At 70.3% G+C, this 23,488-nt stretch carries 19 protein-coding genes; 5 read left to right on the top strand and 14 right to left on the bottom strand.

The features are described 5' to 3' along the window. Nucleotides 1-30 precede the first annotated feature (30 nt). The 7 genes from HHL10_RS28565 to HHL10_RS28535 all read right to left on the bottom strand — a co-directional run bounded on the left by HHL10_RS28565 (nt 31) and on the right by HHL10_RS28535 (nt 6,614). Nucleotides 31-159 (bottom strand): DUF2474 family protein, encoded by a 129-nt coding sequence (locus HHL10_RS28565; protein WP_169163835.1) that lies wholly within the window; start codon nt 157-159, stop codon nt 31-33. A 20-nt stretch (nt 160-179) separates the two neighbouring features. Beyond that, nucleotides 180-1,187 (bottom strand): cytochrome d ubiquinol oxidase subunit II, encoded by a 1,008-nt coding sequence (gene cydB / locus HHL10_RS28560; protein ID WP_169163834.1) that lies wholly within the window; start codon nt 1,185-1,187, stop codon nt 180-182. Between the two features lies 1 nt (nt 1,188). Further along, a complete protein-coding gene (locus HHL10_RS28555; RefSeq protein WP_169163833.1) occupies nt 1,189-2,628 on the bottom strand; it encodes a cytochrome ubiquinol oxidase subunit I in 1,440 nt (479 codons plus the stop codon). Nucleotides 2,629-3,044: 416 nt separating this feature from the next. Continuing rightward, entirely contained in the window at nt 3,045-3,722 is a 678-nt protein-coding gene (locus HHL10_RS28550) for an LrgB family protein (RefSeq protein WP_169163832.1), read from the bottom strand. Next, nucleotides 3,722-4,117 (bottom strand): CidA/LrgA family protein, encoded by a 396-nt coding sequence (locus HHL10_RS28545; RefSeq protein ID WP_169163831.1) that lies wholly within the window; start codon nt 4,115-4,117, stop codon nt 3,722-3,724. Before HHL10_RS28545 ends, HHL10_RS28550 begins: the two co-directional genes overlap by 1 nt. Beyond that, nucleotides 4,114-5,556: a cytochrome c oxidase accessory protein CcoG gene (gene ccoG / locus HHL10_RS28540; RefSeq protein ID WP_169163830.1), complete on the bottom strand. Its 1,443-nt coding sequence runs from the start codon at nt 5,554-5,556 to the stop codon at nt 4,114-4,116. The genes HHL10_RS28545 and ccoG overlap by 4 nt, the downstream gene beginning before the upstream one ends. After that, nucleotides 5,553-6,614 carry a hypothetical protein gene (locus tag HHL10_RS28535; protein ID WP_169163829.1) on the bottom strand — a complete coding sequence of 354 codons (1,062 nt, stop codon included), beginning with the start codon at nt 6,612-6,614 and terminating at the stop codon, nt 5,553-5,555. The genes ccoG and HHL10_RS28535 overlap by 4 nt, the downstream gene beginning before the upstream one ends. 245 nt (nt 6,615-6,859) lie before the next feature. Between HHL10_RS28535 and HHL10_RS28530 the strand changes: the two genes are divergently transcribed. The 4 genes from HHL10_RS28530 to boxB all read left to right on the top strand — a co-directional run bounded on the left by HHL10_RS28530 (nt 6,860) and on the right by boxB (nt 12,341). After that, nucleotides 6,860-8,278, top strand: a complete 1,419-nt coding sequence (locus HHL10_RS28530; protein ID WP_169163828.1) for an aminotransferase-like domain-containing protein — start codon at nt 6,860-6,862, stop codon at nt 8,276-8,278. A 43-nt stretch (nt 8,279-8,321) separates the two neighbouring features. Continuing rightward, nucleotides 8,322-9,065: a c-type cytochrome gene (locus HHL10_RS28525; protein ID WP_235971853.1), complete on the top strand. Its 744-nt coding sequence runs from the start codon at nt 8,322-8,324 to the stop codon at nt 9,063-9,065. Between the two features lie 11 nt (nt 9,066-9,076). Further along, nucleotides 9,077-10,351: a cytochrome c gene (locus HHL10_RS28520; protein WP_169163826.1), complete on the top strand. Its 1,275-nt coding sequence runs from the start codon at nt 9,077-9,079 to the stop codon at nt 10,349-10,351. 502 nt (nt 10,352-10,853) lie between these two features. Further along, nucleotides 10,854-12,341, top strand: coding sequence for a benzoyl-CoA 2,3-epoxidase subunit BoxB (gene boxB, locus HHL10_RS28515; RefSeq protein WP_169163825.1), 1,488 nt, complete (start codon nt 10,854-10,856; stop codon nt 12,339-12,341). A gap of 25 nt (nt 12,342-12,366) precedes the next feature. Here boxB and HHL10_RS28510 read toward each other — a convergent pair whose 3' ends face one another. Further along, nucleotides 12,367-13,602: a hypothetical protein gene (locus HHL10_RS28510; RefSeq protein WP_169163824.1), complete on the bottom strand. Its 1,236-nt coding sequence runs from the start codon at nt 13,600-13,602 to the stop codon at nt 12,367-12,369. A 6-nt stretch (nt 13,603-13,608) separates the two neighbouring features. Next, nucleotides 13,609-14,484 carry a hypothetical protein gene (locus HHL10_RS28505; RefSeq protein WP_169163823.1) on the bottom strand — a complete coding sequence of 292 codons (876 nt, stop codon included), beginning with the start codon at nt 14,482-14,484 and terminating at the stop codon, nt 13,609-13,611. 295 nt (nt 14,485-14,779) lie between these two features. On the opposite strand from HHL10_RS28505, the gene HHL10_RS28500 reads away from it, so the two are divergent. After that, entirely contained in the window at nt 14,780-16,408 is a 1,629-nt protein-coding gene (locus HHL10_RS28500) for a methyl-accepting chemotaxis protein (protein WP_169163822.1), read from the top strand. Nucleotides 16,409-16,477: 69 nt separating this feature from the next. On the opposite strand, the gene HHL10_RS31295 is transcribed toward HHL10_RS28500, so the two are convergent. From HHL10_RS31295 to HHL10_RS28475, 5 genes are all read right to left on the bottom strand, one after another. After that, nucleotides 16,478-18,007, bottom strand: coding sequence for a methyl-accepting chemotaxis protein (locus tag HHL10_RS31295; RefSeq protein ID WP_169163821.1), 1,530 nt, complete (start codon nt 18,005-18,007; stop codon nt 16,478-16,480). 44 nt (nt 18,008-18,051) lie between these two features. Continuing rightward, on the bottom strand, nt 18,052-18,453 hold the full coding sequence (locus HHL10_RS28490) for a hypothetical protein (protein ID WP_169163820.1): 402 nt from the start codon (nt 18,451-18,453) through the stop codon (nt 18,052-18,054). Nucleotides 18,454-18,465: 12 nt separating this feature from the next. Continuing rightward, complete coding sequence (locus tag HHL10_RS28485) at nt 18,466-19,599, bottom strand: porin (protein ID WP_169163819.1); 1,134 nt, start codon at nt 19,597-19,599, stop codon at nt 18,466-18,468. 1,354 nt (nt 19,600-20,953) lie between these two features. Continuing rightward, the gene (locus HHL10_RS28480) at nt 20,954-21,646 is read right to left on the bottom strand and encodes an HAD family hydrolase (protein WP_169163818.1); all 693 of its coding nucleotides are present in this window, start codon (nt 21,644-21,646) and stop codon (nt 20,954-20,956) included. A gap of 534 nt (nt 21,647-22,180) precedes the next feature. Further along, a complete protein-coding gene (locus HHL10_RS28475) occupies nt 22,181-22,984 on the bottom strand; it encodes a PEPxxWA-CTERM sorting domain-containing protein (RefSeq protein WP_169163817.1) in 804 nt (267 codons plus the stop codon). Between the last annotated feature and the right edge of the window lie 504 nt (nt 22,985-23,488).

Raw genomic sequence — 23,488 nt, 5'->3', positions numbered from 1 at the left:
CGGCCGGCCCAGGGGCGTGCCCCGGGGCGGCTATCCCGCCAGCCCGACGGCTCGCATCACCAGCTTCAGCGCCAGCGCGACGCCGGCCATGCCGGCCACGCTGCCCAGCCAGATCAGCAGCAGCCAGCCCAGGCGACGCAGGCCTTGGTGGTTTCGCATGTCAACGACCCCCGCTGGCCTCAGTGATAGCCGTCGCCGTGGCGCACCTTGCCGCGGAACACCCAGTAGCCCCAGGCCGTGTACATCAGGATCACCGGGATGATCAACAAGGCGCCGACCAGCGCGAAGCCCAGGCTCTGCGGCGGGCCGGCGGCGTCCCGGATCGACAGTCCCGGCGGAATGATGTGCGGCCACAGGCTGATGCCCAGCCCGCTGTAGCCCAGGAACACCAGCAGCAGCGTCAGCATGAAAGGCGCCGCCTGCGCCTCCTGCCGCACGGCGCGCTGCAGCCAGGCCATGGCCACGACCACCAGCACCGGCACGGGCAGGAACCACAGCAGGTTGGGCAGCGTGAACCAGCGCTGCGCAATGGCCGGGTGCGCCAGCGGCGTCCAGATGCTGACCAGGCCGATGAAGGCCAGCAGCGTCCAGGCCAGCGGCCGGGTCAGCTGGCGCATGCGCTGCTGCAGTGCGCCTTCCGTCTTCAGGATCAGCCAGGTGCTGCCCAGCAGCGCGTAGGTGCTCACCAGGCCCAGGCCGGTCAGCAGCGGGAAGGGAGCAAGCCAGTCCAGCGCGCCGCCGGCGAAGCGGCCGTCCTGCACCGGCACGCCCTGCAGGTAGGCGCCCAGCGTCACGCCCTGGAAGAAGGTGGCGACGAAGGAGCCGCCGATGAAAGCCTTGTCCCACAGGTGCTGCCGGTGGGGCTGCGCCTTGAAGCGGAACTCGAAGGCCACGCCGCGGAAGATCAGGCCGACGAGCATGAGGATCAGCGGCAGGTACAGGGCGCTGAGCACCACGGCATAGGCCAGCGGAAAGGCCGCCAGCAGCCCCGCGCCGCCCAGCACCAGCCAGGTCTCGTTGCCGTCCCACACCGGCGCGACGGTGTTCATCATCACGTCGCGGTCCGCCTTGGCCGGGACCAAGGGAAACAGCATCCCGATGCCCAGGTCGAAGCCGTCCATGACGACGTACATCATCACGCCGAACAGGATGATCAGGGCCCACAGCAGGGGCAGGTCGATGCCCATCTCAAGCTCCTTGCACGGCGCCCTGGCCGCCGATCTCGTCCATGCGCTCGGGCGCGCCGCTCAGGGGTCGCATCGGCTGATGCGGCTGTCCCGGTCCGCCCGGATCGAGCAGCAGGCCCTCATTGGGCTTCGGCCCCTGGCCGATGAGCCGCAGGCCATAGCCCGTGCCGGCGCCGAAGACGATCAGGTACACGACCACGAACAGCGCCAGCGTGAAGCCCAGTGACTCGGCGCTGTGCGGCGAGGCGGCGTCCGCGGTGCGCATGAGGCCGTAGACCACCCAGGGCTGCCGGCCGACCTCGGTGGTGAACCAGCCCGCCAGGATGGCGACCAGCCCGCTGGGCCCCATCCACAGGGCAAAGCGCAGGAACGGTTTGGACTGGAACAGCCGCCCGCGCCAGCGCAGCCACAGCCCGCCCAGCGCCAGGGCGATCATCAGCAGGCCCAGGCCGACCATGAGCCTGAAGGTCCAGAACACCACGGCGGCATTGGGCCGGTCCTGCGGCGCGAAGTCCTTCAGGCCCGGGAACTGGCCGTCCCAGGTGTGCGTCAGCAGCAGGCTGCCCAGGCGCGGAATCTCGATGGCGTGGCGCGTTGCTTCCGCATCCATGTCCGGCACGCCGAACAGGATCAGCGGCACGCCTGCGCCGGGGTGGTTCTCCCAGTGGCCCTCGATGGCCGCCAGCTTGGCCGGCTGGTGCTGCAGGGTATTGAGCCCGTGCAGGTCGCCAATGAAGGCCTGCAGCGGCGCGGCCACCAGCAGCATGCCCAGCGCCATGGTGAACATCTTGCGCACGGGCTCGCTGTCGCGGCCGCGCAGCAGCTGCAGCGCGCCGGCGGCGGCCACGACCAGCGCGGTCGCCACGAAGGCCGCCACCACCATGTGCGCCAGCCGGTAGGGGAAGGAGGGGTTGAAGATCACCCGCAGCCAGTCCACCGGCACCACGTGCCCGTCGACGATGGCGTGGCCCTGCGGCGTGTGCATCCAGCTGTTGGAGGCCAGTATCCAGGTCGCCGAAACCAGCGTGCCCACGGCCACCATCATGGTGGAGAGAAAGTGCAGGCCCGGGCCGACGCGGTTGAGGCCGAACAGCATCACGCCCAGGAAGCCGGCTTCCAGGAAGAAGGCGGTGAGCACCTCGTAGGCGAGCAGCGGCCCGGTGACGCCGCCGGCGAAGCGCGAGAACTCGCTCCAGTTGGTGCCGAACTGGTAGGCCATGACCAGGCCGGACACCACGCCCATGCCGAAGGCGACGGCAAAGATCTTGAGCCAGTGGTGGTAGAGGTCGAGGTAGACCGGCTTGCGGGTGCGCAGCCAGGCGCCTTCGAGCACGGCCAGGAAGCTGGCCAGGCCGATGGTCAAGGCCGGGAAGACGATGTGAAAGGAAACGGTGAACCCGAACTGGAGCCGGGCGAGCTGTAGGGCATCGAGGTCGAACATGGGCTGTCCTGTGGGAGCGCCGCGGCGCAGCACGGGCCCGGGATGGCGCCCTCACTGCCTGGCGGAGCGGGGTCGCGAGGACCTGAGGCTCCGGTGCTGAGGACGCGGGCTCGGGGGCCGTGGCGTCCATTGCGGCAGGCCTCAGCGTACCGGGCCGCCTTTTCCCATAACAGGCTCAGCAGACGCGTATTTTTTCCATATCAGTTGCGGCTGCTTGCTTCGGTGCGAACCAGGGTTTTCTTCTGGAAGCACGGCTTCATACGCTGTTTCCATTACTGCTATGCCCGGCCTTCAGAAACCGGTTCATTTGCATATCAGAAGAGCTTTCAGCTGGCGATCCCGGACACGGCAGCCGTCCGAGGCGCCGTGGCTGCGTGTGGACGCCTGGGAGCAGTGGAGCGCTGTCCGATGCCGGCTCAAAGCCAGCGCGAGACGACGGCCAGCACCAGCGCCGTCGCCACCCCGTTCATGCTCATTGCCAGCGCCGCGAAGGCCACCGTCTCGGGCCGGGTCTGCAGCACCCGCGCCACGCCGATGGCGTGCGCGGCCAGGCCCAGCGTGAAGGCCGCGACGCGCTCGTCCTCGATGCGCAGCCGGCGCAGCAGCGGCGCGCACAGCAGCGTGCCGAGCACGCCCGTGGCCACCACCGCCATGGCCGCCAGCGCGGGCACGCCGCCGGCACGCTCGGCCGCCGCCATGGCGATGGGCATGGTGGCGGACTTGGGCGCCAGCGACAGCGCCACTTCGAGCGGCGCGCCCAGCGCCCAGGACAACGCCAGCGTGGCCCCCACCGCCACGGCGCAGCCCGCCAGCAGCGCGCCCAGCAGCGGCAGCGCCAGCCGGCGCAGCAGCGCGGCCTGCCGGTACAGCGGCACGGCCAGGGCGATGACGGCCGGCCCGGTGAGCCAGCGCAGGAGCTTGGTGGCCTCGGCATAGACCGGGTACGCCGTGCCCGACAGCACCAGCAGCGCCACCACCAGCGCCGTGCCGGTGAGCACCGGCAGGCACAGCAGGTGGTGGCCGGAGCGCCGGTACAGCCGCAGCGCCAGCGCATAGGCCGCCAGCGTCAGCAGCGGCCAGGCCAGGGCCGGCATCACGGCGCCTGCCGCCGCAGCAGGCGCTGCAGCACCCAGGCCGTCACGCCCACCGTCAGCAACGTGGCGAGCACGGCCGTCAGGACGAACACGCCCGCGTGCTGCGACAGCAAGCCCAGGTACAGGCTCACCGCCGCCACCGAGGGAATCAGCAGCAGCATCAGGTGGCGCAGCAGCGGCGCCGTCACCGCATTCAGGCTGGCGGGCACGCCGCCGCGCAGGCACAGCAGCGCCAGCAGCATCAGCATGCCCAGCACCGAGCCCGACACCGGCCAGCCGCTGCGCGTCACGATCGCGTCGCCCAGCCATTGCAGCGCGCCCAGCAGTGCCGCGGCGGCCAGCAGCTTCAGCAGGCGCAGGCCGGTGGGGGCCTTGGCGAGGGTGGCGTCCTTCATCGGGGGAGTATGAAGGTGCTGGCTTCCTGCACGGTCGGCGCCTCACCCGTGTCCGCCAGCTGCGTGACCTCGAAGCGGATGTGCTGCGTGCGATCGTTCAGCGATGCGGCTGCTTCGGCGGGCAGGCGCACGCTCACCGGGATGGAGCGCTCCGCGGCCGGCGCCAGCTCCAGCGCGGTGTCGCCGGCCACGGCCAGGCCGGGCAGGCCCGAGACGGCGATGCGGTAGCGCTGCGGCGCCTCGGTGGCGTTCATCACCAGCACGCGGTAGACGTTCTCGACGGCCCCGTCCTCCACCAGGCGCGCCATCACGCCGCGGTCGCGCACGACGTTGACACGCAGCGGATCGCGCAGCGCCAGGCTGGTGACGAAGGCCACGCCCACCGCCGCCAGCAGCGCGCCGTAAACCAGCACGCGCGGGCGCAGCACGCGGCGCCACATCTGCGCCTTGCCCAGGCCCTCGGACAGGCCGTTGAGCGTGGCGTAGCGGATGAGGCCGCGCTCATAGCCCATCTTGTCCATCACGCCGTCGCAGGCGTCGATGCAGGCGGCGCAGCCGATGCACTCCATCTGCAGCCCGTTGCGGATGTCGATGCCGGTGGGGCAGACCTGCACGCACAGCGTGCAGTCGATGCAGTCGCCCAGGCCCAGCGCCTTCGGGTCGGCGCGGCGCGGGCGTGAGCCGCGCGACTCGCCGCGGCGGCTGTCGTAGCCGATGATGAGCGAGTCCTTGTCCATCATCGAGCCCTGGAAGCGCGCGTAGGGGCACATGGTGCGGCACACCTGCTCGCGCAGGAAACCGGCGTTGCCGTAGGTCGCCAGGCCGTAGAAGAAGACCCAGAAGCTCTCCCACGGGCCCAGGCCGAATGCGGTTGCGGACGCAGCCAGCTCGCGGATCGGCGTGAAGTAGCCGACGAAAGTGAAGCCGGTCCACAGGCTCAGCGCGATCCATGCCGCCTGCTTGGCCCCCTTGCGCGCGAGCTTGCGCGCGCTCCACGGCGCCTGGTCCAGCCGCATGCGGGCGATGCGGTCGCCCTCGATGCGCCGCTCGATCCCCATGAAGATTTCCGTGTAGACGGTCTGCGGGCAGGCGAAGCCGCACCACATGCGCCCGGCCACGGCGGTGAAGAAGAAAAGCGCGAAGGCCGACAGCACCAGCAGGGCGCTGAGGTAGATGAAGTCCTGCGGGTACAGCACCAGTCCGGGCAGGTAGAAGCGCCGCGCATCCAGGTCGAACAGCACCGCCTGGCGGCCGTTCCAGCTGAGCCAGGGCAGACCGTAGAAGACGAGCTGCGTGGCCCACACCATGACCCAGCGCCAGCGGTTGAACCAGCCGCTGACGGCGCGGGCGTAGACCTTGCGCCTGGGTTCGAAGAGGGGCGGCGGCTGGCGCGGGTCGCCGGCCGGCTGGATGGGGATGACGCGGGGGGTGGCGCTCATGCGGCTCTCCGTGCGGGCGCGGGCTGGGACGCCAGCTCGCCGGCGTCGGGGCTGAGAAGGGACAGGAACCGGGCCTCACCGGCGCGGCGCGCGCAGCCGCCGTCCTCGCCGGCCAGCACGGCCTCGGCGCCCACGGCCTGCTGCTCGGCCTGCACGGCGGCCTGCGCCAGCTCGGTGAAGCGCAGGCGCAGCTTGAGCAGGGCAGCGGCGTCGTCGATGAAGCGGCCCGAGCGCAGGCCGTCGCCCAGGGCGGCGCGGTTCTCGCCCAGCGCGGCCTGCAGCCGCTGCGCGCCGGCGCGCCGGGCGGCCATGCCGCCGGCGGGGTGGTTGTCCGCGGCCGACAGCGCCGCCTGGGCCACGCCCAGGGCCAGGCCGCACTGCAGCGCCAGCAGCGTGGGCAGGAGCTGGCGAACGAGGCTGGCGCCGTTGACGTGCAGCAGCTCGTCCTCGCGGAAATGCACCCGGTCCAGCTGCAGCGCCGCGGCGCGGATGCCGCGCGGGCCGGCGCCGGCCTCCGGGCCGCGCGCCAGGCCGCTCTCCTCGCTGCCGAGCACCACCATGGCGAAGTCCTGCAGGCCCTCGAAGGCCACGGGGACGGCCACCACATGCCCGTCGTGCTGCAGGTTGGCCACCCAGGGCAGCCGGCCGCTGAGCTTCCAGCCGCGCGGCGTCTCCACCCCGCTCACCGGCAGCGGCGTGCCCTGGGCCAGGTGGCCGAACACGCCCGACAGCGCCAGCGCGCCGGCCAGGCGGCCGTCCTGCACCTCGGGCCGCAGGTGCTCGCACAGCGCCACGTTGTGGCTCAGGCGCAGCGCCTCGGCAAAGCCGCGCTGCGCGCACAGCACGACACCGGCGGCCAGCGAGGCCGAGGCCACCTCGGCGACGGCATCCACGGCGGCGTCGAGATCGCCTTCGGCGTGGAGCAGGCCGGCCCTGGCGAGCAGCGGCAGCAGGGCCGAAGCGTGCCGGGTGCTGCGCTCCAGGCTGGGGGCGTGGTCGTCCAGCCACTGCCGGCTGGACAGGGGAAGCGCCGTGGCGGCGCCAAGGGTGTGGTGCATGGTTGCGGGCCGTGGTCGCCGGCCGGCCAGGGGCCGGTCCGTGGAACGCGACCCCCTTCGCCGTGGACGGGGCGCCGCGCCGTGAGCAATGGCCCTGGACTGTGCCGGCGCGTTGCTGATTGGGTAAGGCTCAGAAGTCCGGCCAAAAGACCGTATCAGATGCGGTTTCCAAGGCCATTGGCGCCGGAGCGCAGCGGATCAGTACAGTCAGCGGCCATGGCTTACAGAGCACATCAGGCGCCGGCATGAAACGCTACGAACAGTACGCGGACGAGATCGGCGAGCTGATCCGTACGCAGGCGCTGCGGCCCGGCGACCGGCTGCCCTCGGTGCGCCAGGCCAGCACCAGCCGCGGCATCAGCCCGTCCACCGTGTTCGAGGCCTACTACCTGCTGGAGGCGCGCGGGCTGATCCAGGCCCGGCCGCGCTCGGGCTACTACGTCAACGCGCTGCGCGCGGCCAGCGCCAACGAGCCCGCCACCGCGCAGCCGGCCCCGCAATCCACGCATGTGGAGATCAGCGAGCTGGTGTTCCAGGTGCTGGGCTCGACGCGGCAGGCCGACGTGGTGCCGCTGGGCTCGGCCTTTCCCAGCCCGGCGCTGTTTCCGCTGGAGAAGCTGGCGCGGGCGCTGACGCCGGCCATGCGCGGGCTTGATCCGCAGCGCATCGTCGAGGAGCTGACCGAGGGCAGCGAGCGGCTGCGCCGCCAGATCGGCCTGCGCTACGTGGTGGAAGGCATCGCCGCGGATGCCGGCGAGATCGTCATCACCAACGGCGCGATGGAGGCATTGAACCTGTGCCTGCAGGCCGTGACCCGGCCGGGCGACGTGGTGGCGGTGGAGTCGCCCACCTTCTACGCCGCGCTGCAGGCGCTGGAGCGGCTGCAGCTCAAGGCCGTGGAGGTGGCGACGCACCCGCGCCACGGCATCGAGCTGGACTCGCTGGCGCAGGTGCTGGAGCGGCACCCGGTGCGGGCCTGCTGGTTCATGCCCAACTTCCAGAACCCGCTGGGCAGCCTGATGCCCGAGGAGAACAAGCGCGCGCTGGTCGATCTGCTGGCCCGGCACGAGGTGCCGCTGATCGAGGACGACGTCTACGCCGAGCTGTACTTCGGGCTGCGGCGCCCGCCGCCTTGCAAGGCTTTCGACCGGCAGGGGCTGGTGATGCACTGCAGCTCCTTCTCCAAGTGCCTGGCGCCGGGCTACCGGGTGGGCTGGACCGCGGCCGGGCGCTTCGCGCAGCGGGTGCAGCGCCTGAAGCTCATGACCACGCTGGCCACGGCCGTGCCGCCGCAGGAGGCGCTGGCCGACTACCTGCAGCAGGGCGGCTACGACCGGCACCTGCGCCAGCTGCGCCAGGCGCTGGCCGACAGCCAGGCGCGGGCGCTGCGCGGCATCGCCAAGCACTTTCCCAAGGGCACGCGCGTGACGCGGCCCGAGGGCGGCTACTTCCTGTGGGTGGAGCTGCCGGCGCAGGTCGATGCGCTGCAGCTGCACCGGCTGGCGCTGTCGCAGAACATCAGCCTGGCGCCGGGCCACCTGTTTTCCGCGGACCGGCGCTTTGCCCATTGCCTGCGCCTGAACTACGGCCAGGCCGGCGACGAGCGCTTCGACGACGCGCTGCGCACCATCGGCCAGCTGGCATCGGCCCAGACCGGCGCGTGAGCGCGGCACGGTGTCCAAGCCCATCAGGAAAGGCATGAACGCGATGAGTGAGCTTCGGCAGATGCGGCAGGCGCGGCAGCAGTGGCGGGGCTGGGTGGTGGCGGCGGCCCTGGCGTCGGCGGGGCTGGGTCCGGCGGCGTCCGCGGCGGCAGCCCAGGCGGCGGTGCCGGACACCATGGCCCAGCGCATGCAGGCCTGCACCGTCTGCCATGGCAAGGAGGGGCGCGCCACCAACGCCGGCTACTTCCCGCGCATCGCCGGCAAGCCGGCCGGTTACCTCTACAACCAGCTCGTCAACTTCCGCGAGGGCCGGCGCCACAACGCCACGATGAGCTACCTGGTCGAGCACCTGTCGGACGAGTACCTGCGCGAGATCGCCGGCCACTTCGCGGGGCTGGATCTGCCTTATCCGCCGCCGCAGAGCACCGCGGTGGCGCCGGCGCAGCGGGAACTGGGCGCGGCGCTGGTGCAGCGGGGGGATCGGCAACGCAACATTCCCGCGTGCGTGTCCTGCCATGGCCAACACATGACCGGTGCGCAGCCCGCCCTGCCCGGCCTGCTCGGCCTGCCGCGTGACTACCTCATGGGCCAGCTGGGCGCGTGGCGAACCGGCCAGCGCCGCGCCGCCGCGCCGGACTGCATGGCCACCATCGCCAACCGGCTCACGCCGCAGGAGGTGGGCGCGGTCGCGGCCTGGCTGTCGGCGCAGCCCATTCCGGCCGACGCCCGGCCGGCGCCTCGTCCGAGTTCGCCCCTGCCGCTGGACTGCGGCAGCGGCCTGCAATGAGGAGCTTCGGCATGGCCAGAACGGGCGTGTGGCGCGTGGGGCTCATGTTCGTCGCGCTGCTGGCCGTACTGGCGGCGCTGGTGGCCTGGCTCAACGTCCGCGGCGAGGTGCCGCTGGAACCCGGTCCGGCCGACGGGGCCGCGAACCCGGCCACCGTCGCGCGTGGCGCCTACCTGGCCCGGGCCGGCAACTGCATCGGCTGCCACACGGCGCGGGGCGGGGCCGAGTACGCGGGCGGGCGCGGCATCGACACGCCGTTCGGCACCGTGTACGCGAGCAACCTCACGCCGGACCGCGACACCGGCCTGGGCGCCTGGACGGCCGCGGAGTTCTGGCGCGCGCTGCACCATGGCCGCTCCCGCGACGGCCGGCTGCTGTATCCCGCCTTCCCCTACCCGAACTTCACGCTGGTCACGCGCGAGGACTCGGACGCGCTTTATGCCTTCCTGCAAAGCCTGCCGCCCGTGCGGCAGGCGAACCGGGCGCATGAGCTGCGCTTTCCCTACAACCTGCAGGCCTCGCTGGCGGTGTGGCGGGCGCTGTACTTCCGTCCGGCGAGCTTCGAGGCGCGCCCGGAGCAGTCGGCGCAATGGAACCGGGGCAGCTACCTGGTGCGCGGGCTGGGGCACTGCGTGGCCTGCCACGCCACCCGAAACCTGCTGGGCGCCACCGACGGCGACATCGAGCTCGGCGGCGGCCTGATCCCGATGCAGAACTGGTATGCGCCCTCGCTGGCGCGGGCCCAGGAGGCCGGCGTGGCCGACTGGTCCCTCTCCGACATCGTCGCGCTGCTGGGCAGCGGCATCTCGCCGCGCGGCTCGGTCATGGGGCCGATGGCGGAGGTCGTGTACCGCAGCACGCAGCACCTGAGCGAGCCAGACCTGCGCGCGATGGCGGTCTACCTGAAGACGCTGCCGCAGCAGCCCCCGGCCAAGCGCAAGCCGGTGGAGCCGGCGAGTGCCGAGCTCATGCGCCTGGGCGGGAAGATCTACGCGGACCGCTGCGCGGCCTGCCATGGCGAGTCGGGCGAGGGCGTGGCCGGCATTTATCCGCCGCTGGCGGGCAACCGGGCCGTGACCATGGCTTCGCCCAACAACCTCATCAAGGCGGTGCTGCATGGCGGATTTCCGCCCGCCACGCGCGGCAACCCCAGGCCCTTCGGCATGCCGCCGTTCAAGCAGGTGCTGTCGGAACACGAGGTGGCGGCCGTGGCGAGCTACGTGCGCCAGTCCTGGGGCCACGAGGCCGCAGCCGTATCGGCGCTGGACGTGCACCACGCCCGCTGAACGCCGCGCCGTGGCGACGCGGCTGCACTGGGTTCCATTGATAACAACATACGAGATTCCTTCAACCCACTCAACACCGCTGATCCGCGCGACCTGAACCAAGCAAGCGAAAGGCGCAAGCCAGGACGAGGACATCGCCGTGGCGCATGAGATGCGCGGGGCCAAGGCGCGAAAAAGGATGGCGGAAAGAGGCGTGTATGTTGTAGCCAGCCTCCCGGCGTCGGCGTTGCGCGCGCACCTGGATGCTGCGGATCGAAGCTTCACGCGCCGGAAGATCGACACGACCACCTAACATGCACTTTCATGCACATCAGCTCCTAGGCGCTGTTTGCGCATTCCACCGGGCTTCAACTCAAGAAGGCTGCGCCTGGAGCCGGAAATTCGAGTGCGTCAAACGCTGATCCAGGTCAAAGGCGTGTGGCGTTTACGCACAAAAATGCTTTCTCACAAATTGCCGTGCACTTTGATGCCGGTTTATCACCCACCCTGTGAGGAGACACCCATGAGCACCGACACCTTGGTCGAAACGCCCGAGTCCGTCCGCAGCGACGCCTTCGTCGAAGTCAACTACGCCGACCGCATTCCCAACAACGTCGATCTGGCCTCGGACCGGCAGCTGCAGCGCGCGCTGGAGGCCTGGCAGCCCAACTACGTCGACTGGTGGAAGGAGATGGGCCCCGAGGGCTTCCAGGACGCGGACGTGTACCTGCGCACCGCCGTGGGCGTGGACCCCGCCGGCTGGGCCAAGTTCGGCTACGTGAAGATGCCCGAGTACCGCTGGGGCATCCTGCTCGCGCCCAAGGTGGAAGGGCGCACCATCCCGTGCGGGCGCCACAAGGGCGAGCCGGCGTGGCAGGAAGTGCCCGGCGAATACCGCTCGCTGCTGCGCCGCCTCATCGTCGTGCAGGCCGACACCGAGCCCGCCTCGGTGGAGCAGCAGCGCTGGCTGGGCGCCACGGCGCCCTCGCTGTATGACATGCGCAACCTCTTCCAGGTCAACGTCGAGGAAGGCCGCCACCTGTGGGCCATGGTCTACCTGCTGGTCAAGCACTTCGGGCGCGACGGGCGCGAGGAGGCGCAGGCGCTGCTGGAGCGCCGCAGTGGGCAGCAGGACAACCCGCGCATCCTGGGCGCCTTCAACGAGAAGACGCCCGACTGGCTTTCGTTCTTCATGTTCACCTACTTCACCGACCGCGACGGCAAGATGCAGCTCGCCGCGCTGGCCGAGAGCGGCTTCGACCCGCTCTCGCGCAGCTGCCGCTTCATGCTCACCGAGGAGGCGCACCACCTCTTCGTCGGCGAGACCGGCGTGGGCCGCACCATCGAGGCCACCTGCGCCGCCATGAACAAGGCCGGCATCACCGACCCCTACGACACCGCAGCCATCCGCAAGCTCGGCGTGGTGGACCTGCCGCTGCTGCAGCGCAAGGCCAACTTCCACATGTCGGTGACGCGCGACCTGTTCGGCTCGGAGATCTCCAGCAACGCGGCCGAGGCCTTCAGCGCCGGGCTCAAGGGCCGCTTCAACGAGGCGCAGCTCAGCGACGACCACCAGCTGCACGACGCCACCTATCCCGTCATGCGCGTGGTGGACGGCGCAATCGTCACCGAGCAGGTGCCGGCGCTGCGCGCCATCAACAGCCGGCTGCTCGACGACTACATCGCCGACTGCCAGGGCGGCATCGAGCGCTGGAACAAGATCATCGAGAAGGCGGGCATCGACTTCCGCCTCACGCAGCCGCACAAGGGCTTCAACCGCCGCATCGGCGAGTTCGCCGGCCAGCACATCAGCCCCGCCGGCGAGGTGATCGGCGCGGAGATGTGGGCGGCGCAGCAGGACGAGTGGCTGCCCAACGCCCAGGACCTGCGGTTCATCGCCTCGCTGATGCAGCCCTGCCACCAGCCCGGCGAGTACGCCAGCTGGATCGCCCCGCCGCGGCTGGGCATCAACAAGCAGCCGGTGGACTACGAGTACGTGAAGATCGCCTGACGGCGCCGTCCCGCGCGCGGGCCCGTCAGCGCGACGGGCCCAGCTGCGTGAGCCGGCCCTGCGCCTCGCTCACGTCGCGCTGCAGCTCCGCCAGGTAGCGGCTGCGCTCCTCGCTCTGCCATTCGGCCGGCGAGAAGGCGGCCAGCGGATGGTGGCGCGTCACCAGCACCGTGCCGGTTCGGCGCGCCATCAACGACCGGTCGGGGAAGCTGTCCGGGCGCAGCAGGAAGGCCTCGACGTCGCGCAGGGTCAGCGGGAAGACCGGCTGGGCGTCGCGCACCAGCTTGCCGAACAGCGACAGCCGGAACTCCTGCGCGCCGGCGCCGACCTCGTCGTTGAAGCTCAGCAGCGCCAGGGGCCGGCCGGTGGCGTCGTCCACGCGGCCGGTGACGACGTAGCGGCCCGGCACCCTCACCTCGGCACCGAGGTAGAAGTTCAGCGAGCCCTCCTCCAGCGCCTCGCGCACGCTGCCCGTCCACACCGCGCCGGGCGCGCCGGTGAGCACCATGTCGAAGAACACCACGGCCTCCTGCCCGGCATGCTGCAGCACCACCTCTACCCGCAGCTGGCCCGACAGGCCGGCGAAGCCCTGCCGCTCCGGCTGCAGGCGCACGCCCTGGACGCCATCGCGGGCCTGCAGGTCGCCGTCGAGCCCCTCGTCGTTGAAATTGACCGGCACCACGGGGTAGAGCGAGCCGGTGTTGGGCGGCGGCACCTCGCGGGCCGTGGCGCGCACTACGCGCAGCGGCAGCACCGCGCCGTCGTCGCCGCGCAGGCTCAGCGACAGCCGCACGCTCTCGTCGCCCTGCACGAAGACGCGTTCCTGGCTGGTGCGCAGGTGCACGCCCCGCGCCGCGCGCCCGTCGGCCAGCCGCAGCGGCGCGTCCTCCTCGATGGGCAGGTTCGGCCGCACCTGGTCCGGCTGCTCGGCCAGCGGGCGCGCCTCGTGCGGGTAGCGGGTCGAGGCGCGGTAGGCCTCCAGCGTCTGCTGGGCCTGCTCCAGGCGTTGCTGCCACATCGCCCGCTCGCGCTGCCGGGCCGCCAGTGCCGCCGGCGTGAAGGGCGCGCGGGGCGCGGAGGCCGGTGCCGACGCCGTGGTCGCGGCCGCTGCCGAGGCGGCCGGCTTCACCGCCTCAGGCGCTGCCGCCTGCGCCGGCCCGGAGCCGGCATCGCGGCCCCACCAGGCCAGCAGCGCCAGCACCGCGACGGCACCGAGCACCCACCATGCCACGGCGCCCCGCTCGCTCTTGTGGCGTGCCATGGCGCGCTACCTCGCGTTGAGCTCCATGTCGGCACGCATGGGCGCGACGATGCCGCCCCAGTTGCGGCCGGTCGAATGCCCGTAGGCCTCGGCATCGTCGCGCAGCCGCACCGAATGGTTGGCCCACTTGGCCCGGCCGCCCTGATTCAGCGCCGTGCCCAGGGTCAGGTCGTCGCAGAACCAGTCGGAGGGATTGCAGAACGAGGCGCCGCCCGAGCCGGAGACGCCGCCGCTGGAGTGGTAGGCCACCGCATCGTCGTCCTGGCCCGGCAGCAGGCCCGAGTAGAAGGTGCCTTTCGCGCCGGCATACATGTGGAACATCACGCCGCGGGTGTTGTTGTGGTTGTAGAGCGCGCGGGCCGTGGCCGTCTTCAGGTCGGACACGAGCGGGTCGGAGGCCGCCCAGCTGCCGTTGTTGGCCAGCTCCGAGCCGCCCGCAGCGCCGCCGGCCACGTCCACCCACTTGATGTTCCAGCCGGTCTGCGTGGTGCCGTCGCTGTTGGTGCACTGCCCGTCCGCGCCGGGGAGCGGGATCTTCTTGAAGCGCTGCGAGCCGCCATAGAGGTCGAGCACGTAGCCGATCATCAGGTCGCCCGCGCTGTGCACGGCCACGTAGCACCAGTTGGCGCCGGTGCAGAAGCAGTCCAGGGCGTTGCGCAGGCGGAAGTCCTGCGTGGAGATGCGGCTGTAGCCGTCCCAGTTGACCGACTTCTTGTTGACGCCGGCATTGACGGTGGCCGGGCCCCAGGAGCTGAAGTCGGCGTAGTTGCCGACCTGCCCGCCGCCACCGCGCCCATGCACCCAGAGGGAATGGTTGGTGGCGCCGGCAGCCAGCGCCACCGCCAGCGACGCCGCCAGGAAAAGCACCCGTTGCCTGCCCATGCCCGCCTCCTTGTGACTGCCTCGGGGGGCGGGTGCAGTATGGGACGCTGAAAAATCCGACTCTCATCGGGCTAACCCGCAACGGCCGGGGCCGGGCCCCGGGCTCCCGCAGGCCCGCGGCGGCAGCGCCAAGCACCCCGCACGCAGCCGGGCTGCGCGCCGCCTCCATGAGCAGCGGCTGATGCCGGGGTTTTCCCTTTATCCCCGCCCAACCGCCTTAAATGCACTTTGTTGCAGCCGATGGGACGCTGGTGCTTAGCGCACTAATTCGCCCGTCCCTACCCGCTGAATCGACATGAACTTTCTCAACAACATCTCCGTGGCCCGGCGGCTGTGGATCTTCTCGGTGATGGCGCTGCTGGCGTTGGCCATCAGCGCCGCCGTCACGCACCAGCTGTCCAAGACGGCCCTGAGCCGGGCGTTGGGAGAGGTGGAGAGCCGCGACACCCAGATCGCCCTGGCGCTGCGCTGGCGCGGGCTGACCGAAGCCGGCGTGCAGGGCGTGATGGCCAACGCCATCAGCTCGGAGGCGCTGGTGAGCGAGACCTTCACGCCCCGGGTCAAGGAGGTCATTGCCGCCAACACCGGGCTGCAAAAGCGCATCACTGAGGCCGCCGGCACCGCCGAGGAGAAGCAGGCCCTGGACAAGGTCGTGAAGGCGCGCATGGCCATGCTCGACATCACCCGCCAGGTGAACGAAGCCCGCAAGGGCGGCGAAGGCAGCGCGATGCTGGCGCTGGTGGAGCGGGAACTCAAGCCGGTGGCCAGGCAGTACCTGGGCGCCATCGACGGCTACGTCGCCCTGCAGGAGAAGCTGCGCGACGACACCAAGGCGCAGGCCCTGGCCCATGCGGAGCGCGTGGAGCTGCTGAGCTGGCTGGCCATGGTTGCCGTGTTCCTCACCAGCCTGGCCGGCGTGGCCTGGATGGTGGCCTCCATCACCCGGCCGCTGAAGGAAGCCGTCCGCGCGGCCCAGGTGATCGCCGCGGGCGACCTGACGCACCGGCTCGACGTGAAGCGCCGTGACGAGCTGGGCCAGCTGATGGGCGCCATCGCCGCGATGTCGGAGCAGCTGCACGGCATCGTGGCCGAGGTGCGCCAGGGCGTCGAATCGGTCAGCGCCGCGTCGGCCGAGATCGCCACGGGCAACCACGACCTGTCCGCGCGCACCGAGCACATGGCCAGCAACCTGCAGCAGACCGCCAGCTCGATGGAGCAGCTGACGGCCACCGTGTCGCAGTCGGCCGATACCGCGCGCCAGGCCAACCAGCTCGCCTCCGCGGCGGCCGGGTCCGCGGCGCGCGGCGGCGCGGTGGTGGAGCAGGTGGTGACCAGCATGGGGCGCATCAGCGAAGGGTCGCGGCGCATCGCCGACATCATCGGCGTCATCGACGGCATCGCCTTCCAGACCAACATCCTGGCGCTCAACGCCGCGGTGGAAGCCGCGCGCGCCGGCGAGCAGGGCCGCGGCTTCGCGGTCGTGGCCGGCGAGGTGCGCAGCCTGGCGCAGCGCAGCGCCGAGGCCGCCAAGGAGATCAAGGGCCTCATCGGCGCCTCGGTGAAGACGGTGGATGCCGGCAGCGCCCTGGTGGAGCAGACCGGCCACGCCATGCAGGAGATCGTGACGAACGTGCAGCGCGTGGCCGCGCTCATCGGCGACATCGCCGCTTCGGCCAGCGAGCAGCGCGACGGCATCGGGCAGATGAATGCCGCCGTCGGCCGCCTGGACGAGGTCACGCAGCAGAACGCGGCCCTGGTGGAGGAATCGGCGGCGGCGGCCCAGTCGCTGCAGCAGCAGGCGCGGCGCCTGGCCCAGGCGGTGTCGGTGTTCAACGTCGGCACGCACGCGCCGGGCGCCGTCCCGGTGCGGGGCGCTGCGGCGGGGCCGGCCGTGGAGTTCGGCGCCCTGGGCGCCGCGGCGTGAAGCGCGTGGGCCGCCGCAGCAGGCGCTGGAGAAAGAAGGCGAGGCCCGGCTCGGCCGGGCCTCGTGCGCTCACACCGGCTGCTCTTCGGTGCCGTCCAGCCGGAAGGCACTGACGGCCAGGGCCAGGCGTTGCGACTGCTCGCGCAGGCTCTCGGCCGCCGCGGCCGACTGCTCGACCATGGCGGCGTTCTGCTGCGTCATGCGGTCGAGGCTGCGCACGGACTGGTCCACCTGCGCGATGCCCGAGGACTGCTTGTGCGTGGCGGCGCTGATCTCGGCGATGACGGCGGTGACGCGCTGCACGCCGGAGACGATCTCCTGCATGGCGCCGCCGGCCTCCTCCACCAGCCGCTTGCCGCCGTCGACCTTCTCGGTCGAGGCGCCGACGAGCAGCTTGATTTCCTTGGCCGCCTCGGCGCTGCGCTGCGCCAGGGCGCGCACCTCGCCGGCCACGACCGCGAAGCCGCGGCCCTGCTCGCCCGCGCGCGCGGCTTCCACCGCGGCATTGAGCGCCAGGATGTTGGTCTGGAAGGCGATGCCGTCGATGACGCCGATGATCTCGCCGATGCGCTGCGAGGCGTCGTTGATGTCGCCCATGCTGGTCACGACCTGCTCGACGATGGTGCCGCCGCGCTGGGCGGACACCGCCGCGGCGCCGGCCAGCTCGTCGGCCGTGCTGGCGGCCTGGGCCGTGTGCGCCACCGAGCCGGTGAGCTGCGACATCGACGAGGCGGTGTGCTGCAGGTCGGCCGAGGTCTTCTCGGTGCGCGAGCTCAGGTCCTGGCTGCCCGCGGCGATCTGGCTGGAAGCCACCGCGATGGTGTTGGTGGCCTGGCGGATCGTGCCCACCGTGTCGCGCAGCCGCGCGGCCATGGTGGAGACGGCGTCATGCAGCGACCCGGCCACGACCGGGCCGTGCGCCGCGTCGGGACGCAGGTCGCCGTCGGCCACGCGCTGCACGAAGCGCTGCAGCCGCGAGGGCTCGTCGCCCAGCTCGCGCCACACCGACGCCAGGATCAGCCGCGAGGCGGCGCCCAGCACCAGCAGCACGAGAGCGCCCGTGCCCAGGTTGAGCCAGATGTTGAACTGCACGCCGTGGACGGCGCCCGCCTGCCCGCTCTCCACCGCGGCATCGGCCGTTTGCTTCTCCTGCGCGAGGCGCTTGGTGAACGCGGCCTGGTTGGCCTGCATGCGCGGCACCAGGTCGCCCACGGCACCGCCGCTGAGCATGGCGCGCGTGGCTTCGGTGGCCGCCTGCTGGTAGGTCTCGAAGGCCTGGCCCAGCGCCTTGGCCGATTCCGACTTGCCCCGCAACCCGGCGGCCTCGGCCAGGGACGCGCGCACCGCCGCGACCGCCGGCTCGACGTCCTTGAGCTTGGCCTCGTCGCCCTCGACCGCGGCGGCCTGCAGCGTCAGCCGGAACTGCTCGCTGCCGCTGTAGATGCGCCCGACCCTCTCGAGGTATGGATAGTCGACGGCGCGCAGCTGCTCAAGGCTTTCGGACGTGCGCGTGCCCACCAGGTAGCTCGCGCCCAGACCGAAGACGAAAACAGCCGCCGCGCTCAGCGGCAGCATCCAAATCTTGGTGCGGAAGTTCATGTGTGATGTTCCTTCACCGGGCCCTGGGGGGCGGGCGGGTTGGCTCAGTCGACGCTCAACAGCACCTTGACGCTGCCGTCCACCGCCGTCTTGTCGATGTAGCCCACCAGCTTGGGATCGGCCGCCACGGCCTTCTTCACGGCCGCGGCGTCGGGCAGCTCCTTGGGCAGCTGGCCGTTGCCCGAGAACACCAGGCGCGACCAGGTGGCCTTCACCTGCGCCAGGCTGCGGCCGGTGAGCTTCTTGTAGAAGTCGGCCCGGATGGGCGCGGCTTCGGGCTGGTCCACGGGCGAGAGCGCCTGGTTCTTGCCGAGGAACACGTCAACGGCCTGTTCCTTGGTCATCGGCGCGGCGGCAGAGTTGCCGATCACGACGATCTCGGCGTGGGCCCCGGCCAAGGTCAGCAGCAGCGCGGCAGCCGAGGCGATGAGGCGAATTTTTCGCATGGCAACTCCTGATCAGAATACGAAGTCAACCGCGAGGCTCACGGCCGTCACGTTGGGCGTCTCGCGAATGAACTGGAACGAGCGGTTCGCGAAGGCGAAGTCGGTGCGCTTGACGCTCTCGACCTGCAGCTTCACGGCCACGTTCTTGTAGGCATCCCAGCGCACGCCCACGGCCCGGGTGTGGCCCTTGGGGAAGGCGCCCGGGATGGGCTGCCCGAAGTCGGTACGGGAGATGTAGGCGTCGCCCTTGGGCGTGAAGTGCCCGTAGATCGCGTACGGCGTCCACGCCCCCAGCCGGTAGCCGGCGCTGACGTAGTAGCTGTCGGAGTTCACCAGGTCCATGGTGCTGTAGCGGCGCGTGACGTACTCGGCCATCGCCATGAACTCGCCGTTGTCGTACTGCAGGGCCAGGTTGGTGAAGTTGTCGTCACCCTTGGGCAGGTTGAACACCGGGCCCGTGATCGACGTGTCCTTGCCCAGCGTCTTGCTGGCCGACAGCGTCCAGTCGCCCATGCCCGCGGAGACGGCCAGCGAGTACAGGCGGTCGTGCTTGAGCGTGGACTTGGAGCGGAACAGGTAGTAGACGTCGGCTTCGGTCTGGCCGGCCGAGGCCTGCACGTTGAGGTTCACGCCGCCGACGTTGTCGCGCCAGCGCGCCTGCACGCCGTCGAACGAGGTCGGAGAGTAAGGGCCGTAGACCTCCTGCGGCGCGCGCACCCAGTAGTGCGCATAGCCCACGTTGCGGTTGTCCGACAGCGCGAAGATGGGCAGCACCATGCGGCCGATGCGCAGGTCCACGCCCTGCGTGGGCGTGGCCTGGGCGTAGAGCCATTCCACCTGCGGGCCTGCCTGGTCGTCGCGGCGGCTGGCCAGCACCTGGCCGACGGCGGAGAACACCTCGTTGAACTTGTACGTGGCCTGCAGGCCCAGGCGCGTGTCCACGCCGAGGTCGGTGGCGCGGCTGGCACCCTTGTTCTGGCGCGCGCCCGAGCGGAACTCCGCCTGGCTGTCTTCCAGGTTGGTGCGCACCGCGCCCAGCGTGCCGTAGCCGCTGAAGCTGAAGGCCGAATCCTCGGCCAGCGCGGCCGTGGCGCACACGCCCAGGAAGGCTGCCACGGCGGGCCGATACAACTTGAGTACGTTCATTTCTTTTCCGTTTCTACGGCAACTGACTATGGAGGCGCTCTCATGCACTGCCTGCAATATTCAGCGCATGGATCTTTTGGGTGTTTTACCGGCACCCGAGGAAAATATTCAGCCGCGAAGCGCCGCACCGCGTCGGCAATCCCTCTCGCCGAGCAGCGACCCAGGCTCTGCAGTCGAGAAATGGTATTGAGCGGAAGGCTTGGAGCGGAGCACCGCCCTTACCGTGACTGGCGCCGCCAAACACGTTCCCGGGCAATGGCTTGATGGGCAAACTCCCCGATCGAGAGAGGCGCCAAAAGCCTCATGGCGGGCTTGGAAGCCACCGCGCCAGCCAGTGTCCTTAGCGGCAGACCATTTCTCATCACGTCACAGCCAAAGAATTTCTCCAGTAATATTCAACGGGCATGAGCCGGTTTCACCAAGTCGGGCAGCGCCACACTGCCAAATCGTTGCCGCGTACCTGATTCGCCCCGGATGCGCCGGCCACCATGAATGACACGCGGGCGCCATGCCCATGCGTTTGGCGCAATAACTGTTTTCAGCACTTCGGCGCTTCAGCCCGGCAGACTCAATGCGGCCGGCTCCCAACACTCACCGGCCACGCAATAAGGGCCCAGGCTCGTGACATGGCACGCGCCATCAATTGGCCCAAATGGCTTGATTCTAATGTAAGCAGAAGTTGCGGCGCCGACATTCTTAATGATCCCGGCCCCTTACGGTATCAATTCGCTGATTTTTCCCGCCCCATCGTCGTCATTGCGCCACACTCGGCCCGCTGCTGCCGGCCAGGGCTGTTGCACTTGTTGCTGTTCTGGCGCCATGGTGCCTCAGCGATCACGCTCCTTGCCGCCACAACGGGTGAGAGGCTGGCACTAGTTCACGCCGTGGGGTCTGGAGTTGAAACCTGGACGGGGCCAGGCACCGGCGGGAGCAAGAAAATCGCCGGCAATAGAAATTGATGTAACGCAACCGGTCCGTGCCTTCCCCGATTTCCGGGTGTTTTGCCCCGCTCATTAATCGAGATTCAAGCCGAAGGGCTCGGCGTGTGGCGGACCGAATGCCGGTCAAGCTGGTTACACCAGGCCTGACGCAAGCAAGGAGTCAGCATTTTGTCCTGCCAAGGCCGGCGCCGGGCGGCGATTCGCGCCAAATCCCGAAGGCCGCACCGGGCAACGCCCATACCTGTGCCGAAAATCTTCCGCAATCCGAAGATCCGGCCGGGAGGCGCCCCGGTTTGCAGCCGCCGCAAATATCAAGACGATGGCCGGCCAGAAAAACCGCCATCATGTTTTGCCGGCCAGTTTCGCGGGCCCGGAAACCAGGCGGCGCACCGCTGGCCGGTGCACCGGCTTCCTCAGCGCAGCGCCTCGCACAACTCGCTCAGGCTCGCGAGTTCCAGGTCCGGCGCCTGCGCATGCGGCCACAGCGCCTGGACCCGGTTGACCCAGGCCGTCTGCATGCCGACGTCGCGCGCGCCCAGCACGTCCTGCAGCACGTCGTCGCCCACGTGCAGCACCTCCTGCGGCTGCACGCCGGCGGCCCGTGCCGCGGCATGGAAGATGCGCGGGTCCGGCTTGGGCACGCCGAACTCGAGCGCGGCGACGCTGGCCACGAAGAAGGGCGCCAGCCCCATGCGTGCCAGGTCGGCGTTGCCGTTGGACAGGCTCACCAGCGGGTAGCGCGCGGCCAGGAACTCCAGGGCCGGCAGCGCGTCGGGAAACAGCGTCACGTTTTGGCGCTCGGCGAAAAACACCTCGAAGGCCGGCTCGGCCAGCTCCGGGTCGTCGCCGGCCTGGCCCAGGGCCAGGCGGATCGATTCGCGGCGCAGCGCGCTCAGGTCGTGCTTGAGGTCGGGGCGCTGCCGCCCGACGGCCCCGCGGATCTCGCGCAGCGCCTCCGGGCTGGAGAACAGGGCCGCCGTCGCCGGCGCGTTGATCACGAGCCATTCATGCAGCACCTGCTCGGCGCGGTCGATGGTGGGCCAGATCGGCCACAGCGTGTCATCCAGGTCCAGCGAAATGGCCCGGATCGTTTCTGGGTTCAGCATGCGGCCGAGCGTACCGGATGGCCCCGGTGCCCCTGGCGCCAGGCAGGCCGCCGCCTGCGCCCCCGGAGCCGGCAGCGGCTTCAGGAGCATCAAACCGGCCCGGTACCAGCAACGCCTTGAAATTCCAAATTCCAGCGGACCCAAGAACTTTTTGTTTGCCGGCACTCAAAAGCAAGCATGGCCCATGAAATTCAGGCCGCAACCATTCACCGAATAACCACCCATTCTCTTGTGGGCAAGCGTGCCGCCGAGTGTGCGACCCAAACAACACATTGTTTTCCAATGGCAGCCATGCCGATGCCGGCTTCATGTTCATTCATGCTGGCCTGGGCGCTTCGAGAATATCGGCCAAGGCCTGGATAAATTCCATGCCCAAGACAGCGAATCATGCCGCCGGCATGAGAAACGGCGCGATGGGCGCCGCCGCCATGGCCGGCCTCACGCCAGGCTCCGCACCGCCTCCTGCAGGGCGGCCGGCGCGGCGGCGGGCGGGCTCGACCACACCACCACCCAACGGGTGGCGTGCCGAAGGGCTCAGCGCGCCGCGTCGTGGGCCCGGCGCCGCTGCACGACGCCGCCGACCAGGCCCACGCCGGCCAGCATCAGCGCCCAGGTCGACGGCTCCGGGATGCCGATCGGCACCTGGCCGCTGGACCAGACGCCCCACTTGCCCCACAGCGTGGCCTGATGGTCCTTGTCGTTGCGCAGCAGCACGGAGAGCTCACCCGTCTCGTGCGCGAACCGCTCGCTGGAGGAGGCGCCGATCTCCACCAGGGGCTCGGACCCGTCCAGGAAGCGGGAGTGGAAGAAGACCCCGGCACCGGCGCCGTAATCGCGGTGGTAGGGGCCCAGGATCTCGGTGGGGTTCACCCAGGCGTCGAGCGTGTACTGGCCGGTGATGCGCACCCCGATGTGCGCCGACACCACGAACAGCGGGGGGCCGCCGCGCGCGCCCTGGTAGCGGGCCTGGCCCAGGTAGCGGCCGTTGCCCGAACCTGTGCCGACGCCGTTGGCCCATTGGCCGCCGGTGAACAGCCCCGCCGCCGACACCGCCGCGAACACGCTGGTCTGGCCGGTGCCGTCGTTTTGCACACTGCTGAAGGCCGGCGTCGTGAAGCTGCCCTGGCTGCGCTGGCAATAGGAGGGGAAGCAGAAGTCCCACAACGCGAAGGAATCGGCGTGCGACAGGCCGGTGTAGCGGATGCTGGGCGCGATGCCGTCGCCGGGGGCCAGGTCCACCAGCTCGTAGCGCAGCCCGGTGAGGCTGGCGCTGGAGCCGACGTCGGCCAGAACGGGCAAGGCCAGGCTGGCCAGCAAGGTACTCAGGACGAGTTTCATCGCGGCGTCTCCGGTTCGGATGGCAGGCATTGCGCTGGACCGGCGCCGCATGCCCGCAGGCATTGGCGCCAGGGCGCTGCAAAAACACGATCCGCCCTGCCCCGCCACGACAAAAGGCCGGCGGCGTTACGCCGGTAACGGCGCACGTCCTGGGACTCGACGCCGGGAGGATTCAGGCGCTGCAATGGCAGCCGATCGGAGTTTTTAGTACAGATAATCCTCCATAATCATTATTATGAAAAAATGACGAAAACAGCGAATGCCTCGATGCGGCGATGCAGTTGGACGACTGCCCACGCGGCCATGGTCCGCGCGCCTTTTCGGAATCCGCCCTTGCGAGCCTGACGCACCAGCAGCTTCCAGGCCGGGCTTGAGAGGCACCCCTTTCAAGGTGCGTTGATCAGTCAAGGCGACCGCGGGCCAGAACACGCGCTGTGGCGACATGGCGCGAGGCTTCGCGGTGGCTGACGTAGTCCTTCTTAACCGCGGGCTTGGCCGCGCGGC

Origin of the sequence: Azohydromonas caseinilytica, from assembly GCF_012927045.1 — a bacterium.
GTDB classification, from domain to species: domain Bacteria; phylum Pseudomonadota; class Gammaproteobacteria; order Burkholderiales; family Burkholderiaceae_C; genus Azohydromonas; species Azohydromonas caseinilytica.
This window is presented reverse-complemented; position numbering and strand designations above follow the sequence as displayed.

What these genes read in the sequence shown, in the direction of transcription:
- HHL10_RS28525 (WP_235971853.1), top strand. Translation starts at nt 8,322, where the DNA reads ATGAGTGAGCTTCGGCAGATGCGGCAGGCGCGGCAGCAGTGGCGGGGC.
- HHL10_RS28490 (WP_169163820.1), bottom strand. Translation starts at nt 18,453, where the DNA reads ATGCGAAAAATTCGCCTCATCGCCTCGGCTGCCGCGCTGCTGCTGACC.
- HHL10_RS28550 (WP_169163832.1), bottom strand. Translation starts at nt 3,722, where the DNA reads ATGCCGGCCCTGGCCTGGCCGCTGCTGACGCTGGCGGCCTATGCGCTG.
- HHL10_RS28535 (WP_169163829.1), bottom strand. Translation starts at nt 6,614, where the DNA reads ATGCACCACACCCTTGGCGCCGCCACGGCGCTTCCCCTGTCCAGCCGG.
- HHL10_RS28480 (WP_169163818.1), bottom strand. Translation starts at nt 21,646, where the DNA reads ATGCTGAACCCAGAAACGATCCGGGCCATTTCGCTGGACCTGGATGAC.
- HHL10_RS28475 (WP_169163817.1), bottom strand. Translation starts at nt 22,984, where the DNA reads ATGAAACTCGTCCTGAGTACCTTGCTGGCCAGCCTGGCCTTGCCCGTT.
- HHL10_RS28505 (WP_169163823.1), bottom strand. Translation starts at nt 14,484, where the DNA reads ATGGGCAGGCAACGGGTGCTTTTCCTGGCGGCGTCGCTGGCGGTGGCG.
- boxB (WP_169163825.1), top strand. Translation starts at nt 10,854, where the DNA reads ATGAGCACCGACACCTTGGTCGAAACGCCCGAGTCCGTCCGCAGCGAC.
- HHL10_RS28545 (WP_169163831.1), bottom strand. Translation starts at nt 4,117, where the DNA reads ATGAAGGACGCCACCCTCGCCAAGGCCCCCACCGGCCTGCGCCTGCTG.
- HHL10_RS28565 (WP_169163835.1), bottom strand. Translation starts at nt 159, where the DNA reads ATGCGAAACCACCAAGGCCTGCGTCGCCTGGGCTGGCTGCTGCTGATC.
- HHL10_RS28530 (WP_169163828.1), top strand. Translation starts at nt 6,860, where the DNA reads ATGAAACGCTACGAACAGTACGCGGACGAGATCGGCGAGCTGATCCGT.
- HHL10_RS28485 (WP_169163819.1), bottom strand. Translation starts at nt 19,599, where the DNA reads ATGAACGTACTCAAGTTGTATCGGCCCGCCGTGGCAGCCTTCCTGGGC.
- HHL10_RS28555 (WP_169163833.1), bottom strand. Translation starts at nt 2,628, where the DNA reads ATGTTCGACCTCGATGCCCTACAGCTCGCCCGGCTCCAGTTCGGGTTC.
- HHL10_RS28500 (WP_169163822.1), top strand. Translation starts at nt 14,780, where the DNA reads ATGAACTTTCTCAACAACATCTCCGTGGCCCGGCGGCTGTGGATCTTC.
- HHL10_RS28510 (WP_169163824.1), bottom strand. Translation starts at nt 13,602, where the DNA reads ATGGCACGCCACAAGAGCGAGCGGGGCGCCGTGGCATGGTGGGTGCTC.
- HHL10_RS28520 (WP_169163826.1), top strand. Translation starts at nt 9,077, where the DNA reads ATGGCCAGAACGGGCGTGTGGCGCGTGGGGCTCATGTTCGTCGCGCTG.
- HHL10_RS31295 (WP_169163821.1), bottom strand. Translation starts at nt 18,007, where the DNA reads ATGAACTTCCGCACCAAGATTTGGATGCTGCCGCTGAGCGCGGCGGCT.
- ccoG (WP_169163830.1), bottom strand. Translation starts at nt 5,556, where the DNA reads ATGAGCGCCACCCCCCGCGTCATCCCCATCCAGCCGGCCGGCGACCCG.
- cydB (WP_169163834.1), bottom strand. Translation starts at nt 1,187, where the DNA reads ATGGGCATCGACCTGCCCCTGCTGTGGGCCCTGATCATCCTGTTCGGC.